We start from the raw sequence: 15864 nt of genomic DNA on the forward strand, positions 1-15864 counted from the left end.
CATGACTGACAACCTGATTGAAATCCGTAACCTCAACGTTGCCTTCCATGACCAGAGCGTGGTGCGCGACCTGTGCCTGGACATTCGCCCCGGTGAGTGTCTGGCCCTGGTTGGCGAGTCGGGTTCAGGCAAATCGGTGACTGCCCATTCGATTCTGCAATTGCTGCCCGAAAGCGAAGCGCAAACCACTGGCAGCATTCGCTATCGCGGACAGGAACTGATCGGCGCCGATCCCAAAGTCTTGCGCGAACTGCGTGGCAACCGCATCGCCATGATTTTTCAGGAACCGATGACCTCGCTGAATCCGCTGCACACCATCGAAAAACAGATCGGCGAAACCCTGCTGCTACACCGTGGCCTCGGCGGCAAAGCGGCGCAGGCGCGGATCCTCGAACTGCTCGGACTGGTGGGCATCCAGAAACCCAAGGAACGCCTCAAGGCTTACCCGCATCAACTTTCCGGCGGACAACGCCAACGGGTGATGATCGCCATGGCCCTGGCCTGCGAACCGGAGCTGTTGATCGCCGACGAACCGACCACCGCGCTCGACGTGACCGTGCAGCGCAAGATCCTGCTGCTGCTCAAATCCCTGCAACAGCGCCTGGGCATGTCGCTGCTGCTGATCAGCCATGACCTCAATCTGGTGCGCAGCATTGCGCAACGCGTGTGCGTGATGAAGGCCGGGGAAATCGTCGAGCAGGCACCCTGCGAAACCCTGTTTACCGAACCGAAGCATCCTTACAGCTGCGTGCTGCTCAACGCCGAGCCCGAAGGCGAAGCACTGCCTCGGGATGAGCGCGAAAACGTGCTGGAAGTTGACGATCTCAAGGTTGAGTTTGTCGTCGGTGGCGGTCTGTTCCAGCGCAAGCAGTACCTGCGCGCGGTGGATGGCATCAGCCTGAGCATCCAGCGTGGCAAGACGCTGGGCATCGTCGGCGAGTCGGGTTCGGGCAAGTCGACGCTGGGTCAGGCGATCCTGCGTCTGCTCGACTCCGAAGGCAGTATCCGCTTTCAGGGCGAGGCACTCGACGGTCTCAGTCAGAAGCAAATGCGCCCATGGCGCCGCCAGATGCAGGTGGTGTTTCAGGATCCGTTCGGCAGCCTCAGCCCGCGCATGTCAGTCGCGCAGATCATCAGCGAAGGCCTGGAAGTGCACTGCGAGTCGACGGCTGATGAATGCGATGAGCAAGTCATCCGTGTACTCAAAGAGGTCGGTCTCGACCCGCAAAGTCGCCATCGCTATCCCCACGAATTCTCCGGTGGCCAGCGCCAACGCATCGCTATCGCCCGAGCTCTGGTGCTGAAACCGGCGCTGATCCTGCTTGATGAGCCGACGTCGGCGCTGGATCGCACGGTGCAGAAACAAGTGGTCGCCCTGCTCCGCCAGCTTCAGGAAAAACACGGTCTGACCTATCTGTTCATCAGCCACGATCTGGCGGTGGTGCGCGCCCTGGCCCACGACATGATCGTGATCAAGGACGGCAAAGTGGTCGAGCGTGGCGCCAGCCATGAGGTGTTTGATGCGCCGCAGCATCCGTACACCAAAGAGCTGTTGGCGGCGGCGCATCCGGGGTAGGCATAATCTGTGCTCGACCTGAAACCGGGTCACGGCTTTCGCGAGCAAGCTCGCTCCCACAAGGTTCACGGTCGTTTACAACATTTGTGAACAACCCGGTTCACTGTGGGAGCGAGCTTGCTCGCGAAAGGGCCGGAACAGGCAACATACAATCAGGATCAGCCTCCATGAACACCACCGAAAGCCTCAAGGACTACCAACGGGTGCGCACCCTGGCAATCCGTTCGCTGTTCGAGATCATCGAGCAGTCCAGCGAAGGCACGGTGATTGTCGACCGCGATGCCAACATCGTCTGGATGAACGAGCGCTACGCCCGGCGTTTCGGTCTTGAATCGGCTGCTGGCGCGATCGGCAAACCCTGTGAAAGCGTGATTCCCGGCAGCCTGTTGCGGGAAGTCGTGCGCACCGGTCGCCCTATTCTTCTGGACATGCAGGACACGCCGAAGGAGCCTTTGGTGGTGATGCGCCTGCCGATCCACGATGACGCCGGCACGGTCATCGGCGCGATCGGTTTTGCCCTGTTCGACGAGTTGCGCACGTTGTCGCCGATGCTCAAACGCTACTTGAGCATGCAGGAAGAACTGGCCTCGACCCGTTCTCTGCTGCGCGCCCGGCAGACCAAATACAACTTCGCCCATTTCATCGGCACCAGCGCCGCCAGTCTTGAAGTCAAACGCCGCGCCCGGCGCAGTGCCAGCGCCGAGTCACCGGTGTTGCTGCTCGGCGAAACCGGCACTGGTAAAGAGTTGCTGGCTCAAGCCATTCACAGCGCCTCGCCACGGGCGCACAAAGCATTCGTCAGCATCAACAGCGCGGCAATTCCCGAGGCACTGCTGGAGGCGGAATTTTTCGGCACGGCACCGGGCGCGTTCACCGGCGCCGACCGCAAGGGTCGCACCGGCAAGTTGCAAATCGCCCAGGGCGGCACGTTATTCCTCGACGAGATCGGCGACATGCCGCTGCCCTTGCAGAGCAAACTGCTGCGTGTGCTGCAGGAAAAGGAGTTCGAGCCGGTCGGTTCCAACGACGTGATTCAGAGTGACGTTCGGGTGATTGCCGCGACTTCGACCGATCTGCAAGCGGCGATCAAACGCGGTGAGTTCCGCGCCGACTTGTACTACCGCCTCAATGTGTTGCCGATTCAAGTGCCGGCGCTACGTGAACGTCTTGATGACCTGCCAGCGCTCAGCGAAGCCATTCTTGAAGAACTGCGCAGCCAGCATGAACTGCACGGTGATGCGCTGGCATTGCTCGGACAGCACGCGTGGCCGGGGAACATTCGCGAACTGCGCAATGTGCTGGAGCGAGCGGCGTTGCTCAGTGATGACTTGATGCTGACCGAGCAGGATATTCGTGCGGCGATTGGCACGTTGACGCCGGTCGAGCGTGCGCTGACGCCAATGGCTGAAGCGTCGGTGTCTGAGACGTTCACCGAGGCGCGGGCGCGTTTCGACCGGCAACTGATTCAGTCGACCCTTGTGCAATGCGCGGGAAACGTGCCGGAAGCGGCGGCTCGACTGGGGCTTGGGCGGTCGACGTTGTACAAGAAAATGGTGGCGTTGGGAATCGCCTGAATCTCTATATAGAGACGTTAATCTCTATATGTAGATATGCACAAAGGAGTGCTTCGCACTCATCGCGAGCAGGCTCACTCCTACAGTTTTACCGGTGTACACATCCCCCCTGTAGGAGTGAGCCTGCTCGCGATGACGCCAAATCGATCAACACCATCTCAAAACAGAGACAAACAACTCATTCGCCACTCAATCACTCAGATTAACTTCATATATTTCAATTGCTTACGTATCTGGCACAGATCTCGCTAACACCTCTCCCACACCCGTTCTACCCACAAAAATAACAATTCTGGAGAGACACACCATGAGTGTGATCATTGCCTTGGCAGCCCTGGCGCTGCTAATGCTGGCCGCCTACCGTGGCTACAGCGTTATCCTCTTCGCCCCGATTGCCGCCCTCGGCGCGGTTCTGCTCACCGACCCTTCCGCCGTCGCCCCTGCGTTCACCGGGGTGTTCATGGAGAAAATGGTCGGCTTCATCAAACTGTATTTCCCTGTATTCCTGCTCGGTGCCGTGTTCGGCAAGTTGATCGAACTGTCGGGCTTCTCCCGTTCGATTGTCGCGGCGGCCATTCGCTTGCTCGGCACCAAGCAAGCGATGCTGGTGATCGTGCTGGTCTGCGCTCTGCTTACTTACGGCGGCGTGTCGCTGTTCGTGGTGGTCTTCGCGGTCTATCCGTTTGCTGCCGAGATGTTCCGCCAGAGCAATATCCCCAAGCGGCTGATCCCGGCCACCATTGCTCTCGGCGCTTTCTCGTTCACCATGGACGCCCTGCCGGGCACGCCGCAGATCCAGAACATCATCCCCAGCACCTTTTTCAACACCACCGCATGGGCGGCGCCGTGGCTGGGCGTGATCGGCACGATTTTCGTGTTCTGCACCGGCATGCTGTTTCTGCAGCGGCAACGCAACAAGGCGCAACGTGCTGGCGAAGGCTACGGCACTGAATTGCGCAACGAGCCGGAAACCGCTGAAGATCTGAAACTGCCAAACCCATGGCTTGCCCTGTCGCCATTGCTGGCGGTGGGCATCATGAACCTGCTGTTCACCCAATGGATTCCGCAGTGGTACGGCAAGACCCACAGTCTCGCGCTGCCAGGCATGGCGGCTCCGGTGACCACCGAGATCGCCAAACTGACGGCGATCTGGGCCGTGCAGGCGGCTTTGCTGGTCGGCATTCTGATGGTGCTGGCGTTTGGCTTTCAGGCGATTCGCAGCAAGCTCGCCGAAGGCAGCAAAAGTGCCGTGAGCGGCGCATTACTGGCGGCGATGAACACCGCCTCGGAGTATGGCTTCGGCGCGGTGATCGCGTCGCTGCCAGGCTTTTTGGTGCTGGCGGACTGGCTCAAGCAGATTCCCAATCCGCTGGTTAACGAAGCCATCACCGTGACCCTTTTGGCCGGTATCACCGGTTCCGCTTCCGGCGGCATGAGCATTGCGCTGGCGGCGATGTCCGAGCAGTTCATCAGTGCGGCCCACGCCGCGAATATTCCGCTGGAAGTACTGCACCGCGTCGCCGCGATGGCCAGTGGCGGCATGGACACCCTGCCGCACAACGGCGCGGTCATCACCTTGCTCGCGGTGACGGGCCTGACCCATCGCGAAGCCTACAAAGACATTTTCTGTATTACGCTGATCAAGACCCTGGCGGTTTTCGTAGTGATCGGCACTTTCTACGCCACTGGCATTGTGTGAGGTATTCATGACGACTCTTTCCGGCAAGACCGCGCTGGTGACTGGTTCCACCAGCGGCATTGGTCTGGGCATCGCACTGAGCCTGGCCAAGGCTGGCGCGAATCTGATTCTCAATGGTTTTGGCGACGCGTCGAAAGTCATCGCCGAAGTCGCCCGGTTCGGCGGCAAGGTCGGCCATCATCCGGCCGATGTCAGTGACCCGGCGCAGATCGCCGACATGATCAATTACGCCGAGCGCGAATTCGGCGGTGTCGACATTCTGGTCAACAACGCCGGCATCCAGCACGTCGCCGCCGTGGAGGATTTTCCGGTCGAGCGCTGGGACTCGATCATTGCCATCAACCTGTCTTCGGTGTTTCACAGCACGCGTTTGAGCTTGCCGGGAATGCGCGCCAAAGGCTGGGGGCGGATCATCAACATCGCCTCCGTGCATGGCCAGGTCGGCTCGACCGGCAAAGCGGCATATGTCGCCGCCAAGCACGGCGTGATCGGCTTGACCAAAGTGGTCGGCCTGGAAACCGCGACCAGCAATGTCACCTGCAACGCGATCTGCCCGGGCTGGGTGCTCACGCCACTGGTGCAGAAGCAGATCGACGACCGTGCGGCCAAGGGGGTCGATCCGCAGCAGGCGCAGCATGATTTGCTGGCCGAGAAGCAACCATCGCTGGAATTCGTGACGCCGCAACATCTGGGCGAACTGGTGCTGTTTTTGTGCAGCGAGGCTGGCAGCCAGGTGCGCGGCGCGGCGTGGAATATTGATGGTGGGTGGTTGGCGCAATAGCACAGCCATCCCCCTCTGTGGGAGCGAGCCTGCTCGCGAAAGCGGTGGGTCAGCCAATGAAGTCGTTGAATGTGCGGACGTCTTCGCGAGCAGGCTCGCTCCCACAGGTGCTATGTGTGCGCTCGACCTTGTGCATGAATAAAACAAGAGGCAAACAATGTCCGACATCCTCTGGCAACCCGACGCCAACCGTATCGCCCAGTCGCGCATGGACACCTTCCGTCGTGCGGTCAATCAACGCCATTCACTGAAAGTCGACGATTACCCTGCCCTGCACCAATGGAGCGTCGAGCAGCGCGCGGAATTCTGGCAGGCGATTGTCGATTTCTTCGATATCCGCTTCCACACGCAACCCGATGCCGTGCTGCGCGAAGGCTCAAAGATGCCCGACGCCGAGTGGTTTCCAGGCGCCACGCTGAACTTCGCCGAACACCTGCTGCGGCGGCGTGACGATGCCGTGGCGGTGATCAGCGTGGCGGAGAACGGTCAACGCGAGCAGCTGACCTGGGCCGAACTCGCCGAGCATGTCGCCGGATTTCAGGCCAGTTTGCAGGCCGCCGGTGTTGGTCTTGGCGATCGCGTCGCCGCCTGCATGCCCAATACCTGGCAGACCCTGGTGGCGATGCTCGCCACCACCAGCCTCGGTGCGATCTGGTCGTGCTCCTCGCCGGATTTCGGCACCCATGGGGTGATCGATCGCTTCGGCCAGATCGAACCCAAGGTGCTGCTCACCTGCGCCGGTTATCGCTATGCCGGCAAAGTCATCGAGCAGACCGACAAGATCAACGGAATACTTGAGCAACTGCCAACGCTGAAGCAGTTGATCATCGTGCCTTACGCTCAGCCGCAGGCCCGTGTCGAGGCATACAAGACTCACGCCGAAGTGACTGTGTGGGATGACTTTTATCAGGTCGGCGGCGAACCGGATTTTGTCCCGATGCCGTTCCATCATCCGCTGTATGTGCTGTATTCCAGCGGCACCACCGGCGTGCCGAAATGTATCGTCCACAGCACCGGCGGCGTGTTGCTGCAACATGTCAAGGAACACGGCCTGCATTGCGATCTCGGCCCCGGCGATCGACTTTTCTACTACACCACCTGCGGCTGGATGATGTGGAACTGGCTGGTCTCGGCGCTCGCGGTCGGCAGCGCCGTGGTGCTGTACGACGGCTCGCCGTTTCACCCGGACAACCAGCGTTTGCTCGACTTGATCGACGACGAGCGCATCAGTGTGTTCGGCACCAGCCCCAAGTTTCTCGCCACCCTGGAAAGCAGCGGCGCCAAGCCCCGGGAAAGTCATGATCTGGGCAGCCTGAAGACGCTGCTGTGCACGGGCTCAGCGTTATCGCCGCAAAGCTATGACTTCGTCTATCGCGACTTGAAAGCGGATGTATGCCTGGCGTCGATGTCGGGCGGCACTGATATTGTTTCGTGCTTCGTCAACGCCAATCCGCTGTCCTCGGTGCGGCGCGGCGAGATCATGGGCAAGAGCCTGGGCATGGCGGTCGAAGTCTGGAATGACGCCGGCCAACCGGTGCTTGGTGAAAAAGGTGAACTGGTCTGCACCCGGCATTTCCCGGCCATGCCGATTGGCCTGTGGAATGACCCGGACGGCGCAAAATTGCGGCAATCGTATTTCAGCCTGTTTCCCGGGGTCTGGGCACAGGGCGATTATGCCGAGCAACGGCCTCACGGCGGGATGCTGATCCATGGTCGCTCTGACGCAGTGCTCAACCCGGGTGGCGTGCGCATTGGCACAGCGGAGATCTATCGGCAGGTCGAGAAAGTCAGCGAAGTGCTGGACAGCGTCGCTATCGGTCAGCAGTGGCAGGATGACGTGCGGGTTGTGCTGTTTGTGAAGTTGCGCGAAGGGCTGGCACTGGATGACGCATTGGAGCAACGCATCCGTCAGGAGATCCGCGCCAATACCACCCCAAGGCATGTACCGGCGAAGATCGTTGCGGTGACGGACATTCCGCGCACCATCAGCGGCAAGATTGTCGAACTTGCCGTGCGCGAGGTGGTGCACGGCAGGCCGGTGAAAAACACCGATGCGTTAGCCAATCCCGGAGCGCTGGAGCAGTTTCGGGATCGGCTGGAACTGAGCATTTGAACCCGGCGCTGATACGCTTACGGCAAGCGTTGGCGACGGTGCCTGGCGTCAGCGGGGTTTGTTCAGCGTAATCACAACCGGCTGACCAATCGCTCTACCGCCACTGGCATCGAGCGCCCTGCGAATGATCGTCATGTTGCGGTCGAATGTCGTTTTGTCCGTAGCCATTTGACTCAGTAACGAAGTGGCAATTGCCAGCGAGTCGGCATTCTCAAAGGCCTTGGATACCGCATGATTGCCAGCGATCGAGTCCGCGACAGGGAGGTTGCCGGACGCAAGATTCAGCAGCTGCGCTACATCCAGTCGCTGCCCGCTGTGGCTTGCATGCTCTGTGTCCGTGGCGTAGCCGACATCCACGGTCTGCGCACTGCCATGAAACAGTTCGTGGATCAGGTCATCGGCCACCACGTCATGGTTGAAGCCCAGATTGACGAAGTGTTTGTTCAGGTTTTGAGTATAAATCTCGATAAACGCAATACCCGATGCGTCGTTGGAGCTGGCACTTTTCCAACGCTTGTAGTTGTTCACATCAAAAGAAGCGAGTGTCTCGTTATGCTTCACTGCATCGAGAAGCGTGTTGCTCACTGAGAAGCCAGCGAAATCAAAGCGAATCAAACGCAGATAATTCACCAGTCGATCAGTCGCTACCTGCGACGTGTTACCGAACAGTGCCTTCATCAGCAGATCGCCGTCTCGCTTGAACTCATGTCGGCTGATCACAGCAATAGCGTTGTCAATCTTCGCCCGAGCGCGAGGCAGACTTGTTTCGATGAAGTTGCGCGTGTAGCTAGCGGGAAGTGTCTTGGTTGAATACGGCAACTGCAAGGGCGTTTGATAGGCGAAGCCGCTCAGCGGTTGACCCCACAACTTGCCACGGCGGTTCAAGGCGTACCATTGGTTGCCGCTGCGGGCCGCCAGAACAGCAACAACGTTGCCAGGCGTGCCGCGAGGTTGCCAGTGACCCAACCCCAAATGGGTACTTTGCGACGCACCGAGCAAATCATAGGACTGCCGACGGCCACTGAGTTTGTGCAATTGGCTGTTGGCCCTGGCAACCAGTTCATGGCTGTTTTTGCTAAAACGCAACAAGCCCTTATTCACCAATTTTCCGCCCGCCTGAATGGCAGAGGGCACCCCATCCAGCGGGTTGAGAAGGGAAACGGCCGAGGTGAATGCCAATCGGGTAAAACGCGCCGCCCTGGATGTGGTTGAAATAGCCTTCGCCGAAATGCTCAAGACTTTGGAGGTGGCTCCTGCCACCGTGCCCACCAGGCCGATGCCATCCATCAGACATCCGTAAACTCCGTCGACGACCTTGTCATGTTCACCCGAGGCAATATCCTCGATGCATTTTTTGAAAGGCACCACCAGGTCGATGAAATAAGTCAGCAATCGCTCGCCCTCCTCCCTGGAAAGTTCAAGCGGAGTCGGTACGCGCACCAGTTCTCTCAGTTCGCTCTTGTTCAGATAAGGTCGATTTTTAACCAGAAACGTGGCGATACGTTCGATATTCGGGTCGTTGAATTTTTGATAGAACCCTGACTTTGGCGTCGACGATGCTTGCGGCGCGTTGAGCATGCCAAAATTATCGATGATGGCCATGCTGCTGGTGATCGAAGAGTCCTCGGCAGCCGCATGGGTATAGCGTTTTACATCGAGCGGCAGGAGTTGCGTCGCGGTGATGCTCAGTGGAAACGTTAGATCCGCGCTGGCACTCATTCTTGAACGTTGTCGCAGTTTTCGCTCTCGCTTGATGAAAGCCGCCAAAGCGTCATTTTTTCGAGTCTCTGCGCGCGATGTGAACAGTTCGTAGCAGATGTCCGCATTCTCGTGAGACGCATACATCACAATGCCAAAACGTCCCGTGGCGGCATCTCTGCTTTGCATTGTTTCCTGGTCAAGATCAATTTTCAGGGGCCCGCCCAGGCCGCGCGATTTAAAATAAATGGCGGACTCGCGTACGGTCAGGAAGTGAATATCGGCATTCATGAAGACTTGCAAATCCGCCTCTGGCATCTGCGCCAAAGCCAGTTTCACGCTAGACAACATGGCGCTGTTCAAATCATTGAAATGCACAGCCAACTGACGATCCATCTCCTCGTCACAGGATCCTAGCTTCAACAAGTTCGGGTAACGCGCGTAAAGGCTGACACCGGACGGGTTGTAGTTGATGGCCGGCCTGAGGACACCGTTAGTGACCAGGCGCACGGTACGTCTATCCCACTGGCCAGTGACCAGATCACCTGATTGATGCAAGTCGACCATCGACATGACTTGCTGTCCGCCTTTCTCGGACAGTGCTTTTTCGTCCAGGCTGTCGCAACCAGGCGCGGCGACTTGCAAAGCGGATCGGGCAATCTTCGCTCTGTCGGGTAACGGCGTCGAAAATGCCTTGGCGATTTGAGCGAACGTTTCCGAGTGGCGCTCGAATGCATCAATTGCACGTCGGGTAGTGGTTTGCTCGGCCTGCTCAAGTTCAGCGGCGGTCACAATCTGGTTGATCAATGCCCAATCAACGATTGGGTCAATCATGGCCAGGTCACGCTTGTGTTTCTGCGACTCACTGACCGGTTCAAGTTCGCCATACGCCATGACCTGCGCATAGGTCATGCCACGCGTCGCACCGGTTTTCAGTGTCTCGACCAGCATGACGGCGCGACAGAAATTGATCCATCCAATCGAACCCAAGGTAACCGACGAAGGAATCTCCTTGACCAGAAACTCGGGTGCGTTGCGTGCCAACAGCAAGTGGGCAACCAACGGCTCCAGACCAGCCTCAAGCCATTGTCGGGTTCGCAGCACAGCCGTCAGCGCCTCAAGTATGACCGAGGGGTGACGATCAACATTTTTCGGCGCATACAGATCAAGTCCGACCACACGATTACGTTGTATGCCGTGACCAATCGATGGATCAAGGTCGAGCAATATCGCCGTCATCAGCAATTGCCGAAGAATGTCATCGGAAGCCTGCTGTCCCTCGTTCACACCGAACCAGCCCAGTTCTTTCAGGTAGTCATCGGCGAGATTAAGAGCAATCGGATGATTGACGAGTTCAATGACCCGTTGAGCCGCACTCTCATGTGTGACGGCGGCGCGACCGGTAACATTGTAGAGGGCCGTGAGAAGTTTTCTGTTGGGCATCAACTTGGCAGTCGCATTACGAATAGCTGAAAACTGCTCCTCACTTAATACGACAAATGTCGGATCTTCGGTTTGAAAATACTCCCAGTAGTTGCCCGGCTCTGGCACTGGCGGATCAAACTTGAACAAATCGATCAAATTCCTGACCTTCGCCTTATTGTCGGGCAAGTTTATGTCATGAAAGCGAAACCATTGATCGAGAGTTATATCGTTATCAGGCCATATATAACCACCGACCACTGTTGCTATATCCGAAATCAACGTCAGTGCAGATTGTGTCGGAACACTGTATTCAAAGTGCCGCGCCGCGACCAGATCCACCCACCCCCTGACCGCACGGACTTCCAACTTGCCGTCGGGCGTAACGCGCAGAAGTCCGTCATGATCGCTTGCGCCTTCCCTGGCAATCGCACCGAATACCGGGCCGGTAGCAAGCAACTCATTAAGCAAAAGACTGCCGGGATTATAGATCTCGAACAACGACGATCCGGCTTGCAACTCTACTTCACGTCCATACCAATTGATCTTTTGATCATCCGTGTATTGGCTTAACGCCGCCTCTAGTTGAGTCAAAACCAATTGACGCTCAACGGCATCGGCTTCATCCCTACTCTTCCATTCGGAAAGAGCAACAGCCGAAGACCAGAACGTTTTATTCCGGGCCTTATCATTCACACTAGAACCTCACCAAGTAATTAGCTGACAACTTCAGCGCGATGACGTTCTACTTTCTTTGATACGACCATTCCATCTAAAAAACATGAATAACTATTTCCGGACGCCCCCCCCCACAAACAATCAAGAAAACATTAATCGATCAACCCCCATTCTTCGGACGCTGTATCGTTACCAGCATTTGCCTCTTCAGAAAGTTTCATCCGCAACTTCAAATTATTCACCGAATCAGCATTCTTTAAAGCTTCCTGCGCACTGATTGCACCTTCAGCGACTAATGCGTACAGCGCCGCATCAAATGTCTGCATACCCAGTTCGGTGGATTTTTCCATTATCGGTTTCAGCTCCTCGAACTGTCCGCGCCGAACCAGATCTGCGATGGTTGGCGTGCCCAACAGCACCTCGACAGCCGCCCTGCGTTGCCCATCGACGGTGCGCACTAAGCGTTGCGAGATAAATGCTTTCAGGTTGTTTCCCAGCGTATGCAACAACTGCGGTCGCCGTTCTTCCGGGAACATATTGATAATCCGATCCAGTGCCTGATTGGCGTTGTGCGCGTGCAACGTCGAGAGCACCAGATGCCCGGTATCGGCAAACGCCAAGGCATGTTCCATGGTTTCGCGGTCACGGATTTCGCCGATCAGCACCACGTCCGGTGCCTGGCGCAGGGTGTTTTTCAGGGCCGCGTGGAAGCTGCGTGTATCGACCCCGACTTCCCGTTGATTGATGATCGAGCGCTGGTGGCGATGGATGTACTCGATCGGGTCCTCGATGGTGATGATGTGCCCACTGCTATGGCGGTTGCGGTGATCGATCAGCGCGGCCAGCGAGGTCGACTTGCCCGAATCGGTGGCCCCGACAAAGAGGATCAACCCCTGCTTGAGCATGACGGTGTCAAGCAGTACTGCCGGCAATTTCAGATCGGCAAAACGCGGGATGTCGAGTTTGACATTGCGAATGACGATCGATACATCATTGCGCTGCTTAAAGATATTGACGCGAAAACGCCCGATGCCCGCTCGCGAAATCGCCAGGTTCATTTCCAGATCCCGGTCGAACTCCCGTCGTTGCTCGGCGTCCATCAGGGAGGCAGCGATGGCGGCGGTTTCAGCGTTTTTGAAAGGTCGTTCGCTCAACGCCGTGAGCACGCCGTCGATACGCGCACTGGGCGGTGCTCCCGTGGAGAGGAACAGGTCCGAACCGTTTTTATTGGACAAAATTGACAACAGTGCATCGATTTCCATGGCAAAAAGCACCCGCGAAGCATTCAATGAACAGACAACGGCCTGCGCCTGGCGCAGATCAACTGCAACAATGATAGACGTCGCCTCAACGAACCACGCTCAGGATTGATGTAATGAATGCTGTACCGAACACCGACGACGCACAGGCACTGATCGCCCGTACCGACTGGAGCCGCAGCCCCCTGGGCGCTGCCGGCAACTGGCCGCAGAGCCTGCGCACCGCGGTGGACATCGTGATTCACTCGCCGATGCCGATGCTGTTGTTGTGGGGGCCGCAGCTCACGCAGATCTACAACAACGGTTTCGCCCTGCTTGCCGGCCACAAGCATCCGCACGCTTTCGGACAGCCTGCGCACCAGATCTGGCCGGAACTTCGCGACTTTACCGACCCTATTTACAGCGCCGTCCTACAGGGCCAGGTTCGCACCTACAGCGAAAGACGCTTCACCCTGCAACGAGACGGCAGAGAATCCGACTTCTGGCTGGATCTGACCTATAGCCCGATTCGTGATGAGACCGCGCAAGTCGCCGGAATCCTCGTCACCGCGATCGAAACCAACGAACGCCGCCGCATCGCTCTGGAACTGCAGCGACGCTCGGAAGAAAGCCTCAAAGCCCAACGGGAAACCGAGGAGCGCCTGCAACTGGCCCTGGCTGCGACCGATGCTGTCGGCACCTGGGATTGGGACATCGGCGAAGACCGCTTTATCGCCGATGCGCATTTCGCCCAATTGCATGGCGTCGACCCCAGCCTCGCCGGTCGGTTGCCGATCAGCGATTACTTGCAAGGCGTGCACCCGGAAGACCGCGCCATGATTGCGCGCAGCATCAAGCACTGCATCACCCACGGCACCGAATACGCTGAGGAGTATCGCTTGCAGCAAGGCGATGGCGAGGTGCGCTGGGTATTCGCCCGCGGGCGCTGCTACAAGGATCATCATGGCCGGCCCATGCGTTTTCTCGGCGCGGCGCTGGACCTGACCGAGCGCAAACACACGGAACAGGCGTTGCGCCAGAGCCAGACCGAACTGCAACTGATCATCAACGCCATGCCGATCCTGATCAGTTATGTCGACTGTGAAGAGCGCTTTCGCCTCAACAACGCGGCCTATCTGGATTGGTACGGCCTCACGCCACAGGAACTCTACGGGCGCACGATTCGCGAAGTTATCGGTGAAGAAGCGTATTTCCTGCGCCTGCCCTACATTGCCGAGGCGCTGGCCGGCAGACCGTGCTCATTCAGCCTGTATACCCCGCACCGCGATGGCAGCAATCGCCACGCGCTGATGAATTACCTGCCGCGTTACGCCGCCGACGGCGCGATCAGTGGTTTCTATATCTTTGTGATCGATGAGACCGAGCGCAAGAAAACCGAAGAAGCCTTGCGCAATCTCAACGAAACCCTGGAAGAACGGGTCAGCGCCCGCACCGAACAGTTGGCCCAGGCCAACCAGCGTTTGCAGAACGAGATGTTCGAACGCGAGCGCGCCGAAGATGCCTTGCGCCACGCGCAGAAGATGGAGGCTGTCGGCCAGCTCACCGGCGGTATCGCCCACGACTTCAACAACATGCTCACCGGCATTATCGGCAGCCTCGATTTGATGCAGCGCTACATCGCCAACGGCCGGGCTGACGAAATTGGCCGTTTTACCGAAGCCGCCGTGTCATCGGCCAACCGTGCGGCAGCGCTGACCCATCGATTGCTGGCGTTCTCGCGGCGCCAGTCGCTGGATCGCAAAACCCTCGACGCCAATGAACTGGTGCATTCGCTGGAAGACCTGATCCGCCGTACCAAGGGCGATCCGATCGAACTGACCCTGCGTCTGGCCGAGAACGTGTGGCCGGTCAGCACCGACGTCAGCCAACTGGAAAACGCCCTGCTCAACCTGGTCATCAATGCCCGTGATGCGATGCCCGAGGGCGGTGAACTGGTGATCGAAACGGCCAACGTCTACCTCGACGGCAGCGACATCACCACGCTCGAACCGGTCAAGGCCGGCGATTACCTGATGCTGGCGGTCAGCGACAACGGCACCGGCATGACGCCCTCGGTGCGTTCCAAGGCCTTCGATCCATTCTTCACCACCAAGCCCATCGGCCAGGGCACCGGGCTGGGGCTGTCGATGATTTATGGGTTTGCCCAGCAGTCGGGTGGTCATGTCAGCCTCGACAGCCTGCCGGGCCAGGGTACTTGCGTGCGCTTGTACCTGCCGCGCTTGTATGGCGTCGAACCGGAACGGCCGGCCATCGTCGCCGTTGAACAACCGTCGGCGACGGCGACCGGTGAAACCGTGATGGTGGTTGAGGACGACCCGGCGGTGCGCATGCTGGTGCTCGATCTGCTCCGGGAGTTGGGTTATCAGGCCCACGAAGCGGAAGATGCCAAGACCGCCCTGCCCCTGCTGGAGTCCGATCTACGCGTCGATCTGCTGGTCACCGACGTCGGCCTGCCGGGCATGAACGGCAGGCAACTGGCGGAGATCGCCCGCCAGCATCGGCCGGGCCTCAAAGTGTTGTTCATGACCGGTTATGCGCAGAAAGCCGCCGAGCGTCAGGGATTTCTTGAGGATGGCATGGACATGGTTGCCAAACCCTTTGCCATTGAGCTGCTGGCCAGCAAGATCCGCACGATGATCAGCCAAACCCTGTGACTTGAGGCATAATCCGCGCCCCGCCGTCACCCCGTTATCAGGTATCGCACGATGAAAGCCCAAGCCCGCCACATTCTGGTGAAAACCGCCGAAGAGGCCGAACAGCTCAAACAACGCATCGCCAAGGGTGAAGCGTTCGATGTGCTGGCGAAGAAATTCTCGACCTGCCCGTCCGGCAAGCGCGGCGGTGATCTGGGTGAAGTGCGGCCGGGGCAGATGGTCGGGGCGATTGATGCGGTGATTTTCAAAAAGCCGCTGCGCACCGTGCATGGGCCGATCAAGAGCAAGTTCGGGTATCACCTGGTGCAGGTGTTTTACCGCGATTAGTGCTTGGCTCCAGGGCCTCTTCGCGAGCAGGCTCGCTCCCACATTTGGAATGCATTCCCCTGTGGGAGCGAGCCTGCTCGCGA

At 58.4% G+C, this 15864-nt stretch carries 9 protein-coding genes; 7 read left to right on the forward strand and 2 right to left on the reverse strand.

The features are described 5' to 3' along the window. Nucleotide 1 precedes the first annotated feature (1 nt). From CLU80_RS00315 to CLU80_RS00335, 5 genes are all read left to right on the forward strand, one after another. A complete protein-coding gene (locus CLU80_RS00315) occupies nt 2–1576 on the forward strand; it encodes an ABC transporter ATP-binding protein (RefSeq protein WP_093430968.1) in 1575 nt (524 codons plus the stop codon). Between the two features lie 167 nt (nt 1577–1743). Then, complete coding sequence (locus CLU80_RS00320) at nt 1744–3150, forward strand: sigma-54 interaction domain-containing protein (protein ID WP_099756428.1); 1407 nt, start codon at nt 1744–1746, stop codon at nt 3148–3150. 307 nt (nt 3151–3457) lie between these two features. After that, entirely contained in the window at nt 3458–4849 is a 1392-nt protein-coding gene (locus tag CLU80_RS00325) for a GntP family permease (protein WP_093430962.1), read from the forward strand. 7 nt (nt 4850–4856) lie between these two features. Further along, entirely contained in the window at nt 4857–5630 is a 774-nt protein-coding gene (gene hbdH, locus CLU80_RS00330; RefSeq protein WP_007912316.1) for a 3-hydroxybutyrate dehydrogenase, read from the forward strand. A 157-nt stretch (nt 5631–5787) separates the two neighbouring features. Further along, nucleotides 5788–7743, forward strand: a complete 1956-nt coding sequence (locus CLU80_RS00335; RefSeq protein WP_099756429.1) for an acetoacetate--CoA ligase — start codon at nt 5788–5790, stop codon at nt 7741–7743. Between the two features lie 48 nt (nt 7744–7791). On the opposite strand, the gene CLU80_RS00340 is transcribed toward CLU80_RS00335, so the two are convergent. After that, the gene (locus CLU80_RS00340; protein WP_286079684.1) at nt 7792–11559 is read right to left on the reverse strand and encodes a hypothetical protein; all 3768 of its coding nucleotides are present in this window, start codon (nt 11557–11559) and stop codon (nt 7792–7794) included. Between the two features lie 134 nt (nt 11560–11693). Beyond that, nucleotides 11694–12803, reverse strand: a complete 1110-nt coding sequence (locus CLU80_RS00350) for a PilT/PilU family type 4a pilus ATPase (protein WP_099756432.1) — start codon at nt 12801–12803, stop codon at nt 11694–11696. A gap of 113 nt (nt 12804–12916) precedes the next feature. On the opposite strand from CLU80_RS00350, the gene CLU80_RS00355 reads away from it, so the two are divergent. Together CLU80_RS00355 and CLU80_RS00360 are read left to right on the forward strand one after the other, a co-directional pair. Continuing rightward, entirely contained in the window at nt 12917–15454 is a 2538-nt protein-coding gene (locus CLU80_RS00355; protein ID WP_099756433.1) for a PAS domain-containing hybrid sensor histidine kinase/response regulator, read from the forward strand. A 51-nt stretch (nt 15455–15505) separates the two neighbouring features. Further along, the gene (locus CLU80_RS00360; protein WP_007912322.1) at nt 15506–15781 is read left to right on the forward strand and encodes a peptidylprolyl isomerase; all 276 of its coding nucleotides are present in this window, start codon (nt 15506–15508) and stop codon (nt 15779–15781) included. Nucleotides 15782–15864: the final 83 nt, after the last annotated feature.

It is taken from the genome of Pseudomonas sp. 29, assembly GCF_002754355.1.
In the GTDB taxonomy this organism is placed as follows: domain Bacteria; phylum Pseudomonadota; class Gammaproteobacteria; order Pseudomonadales; family Pseudomonadaceae; genus Aquipseudomonas; species Aquipseudomonas neuropathica.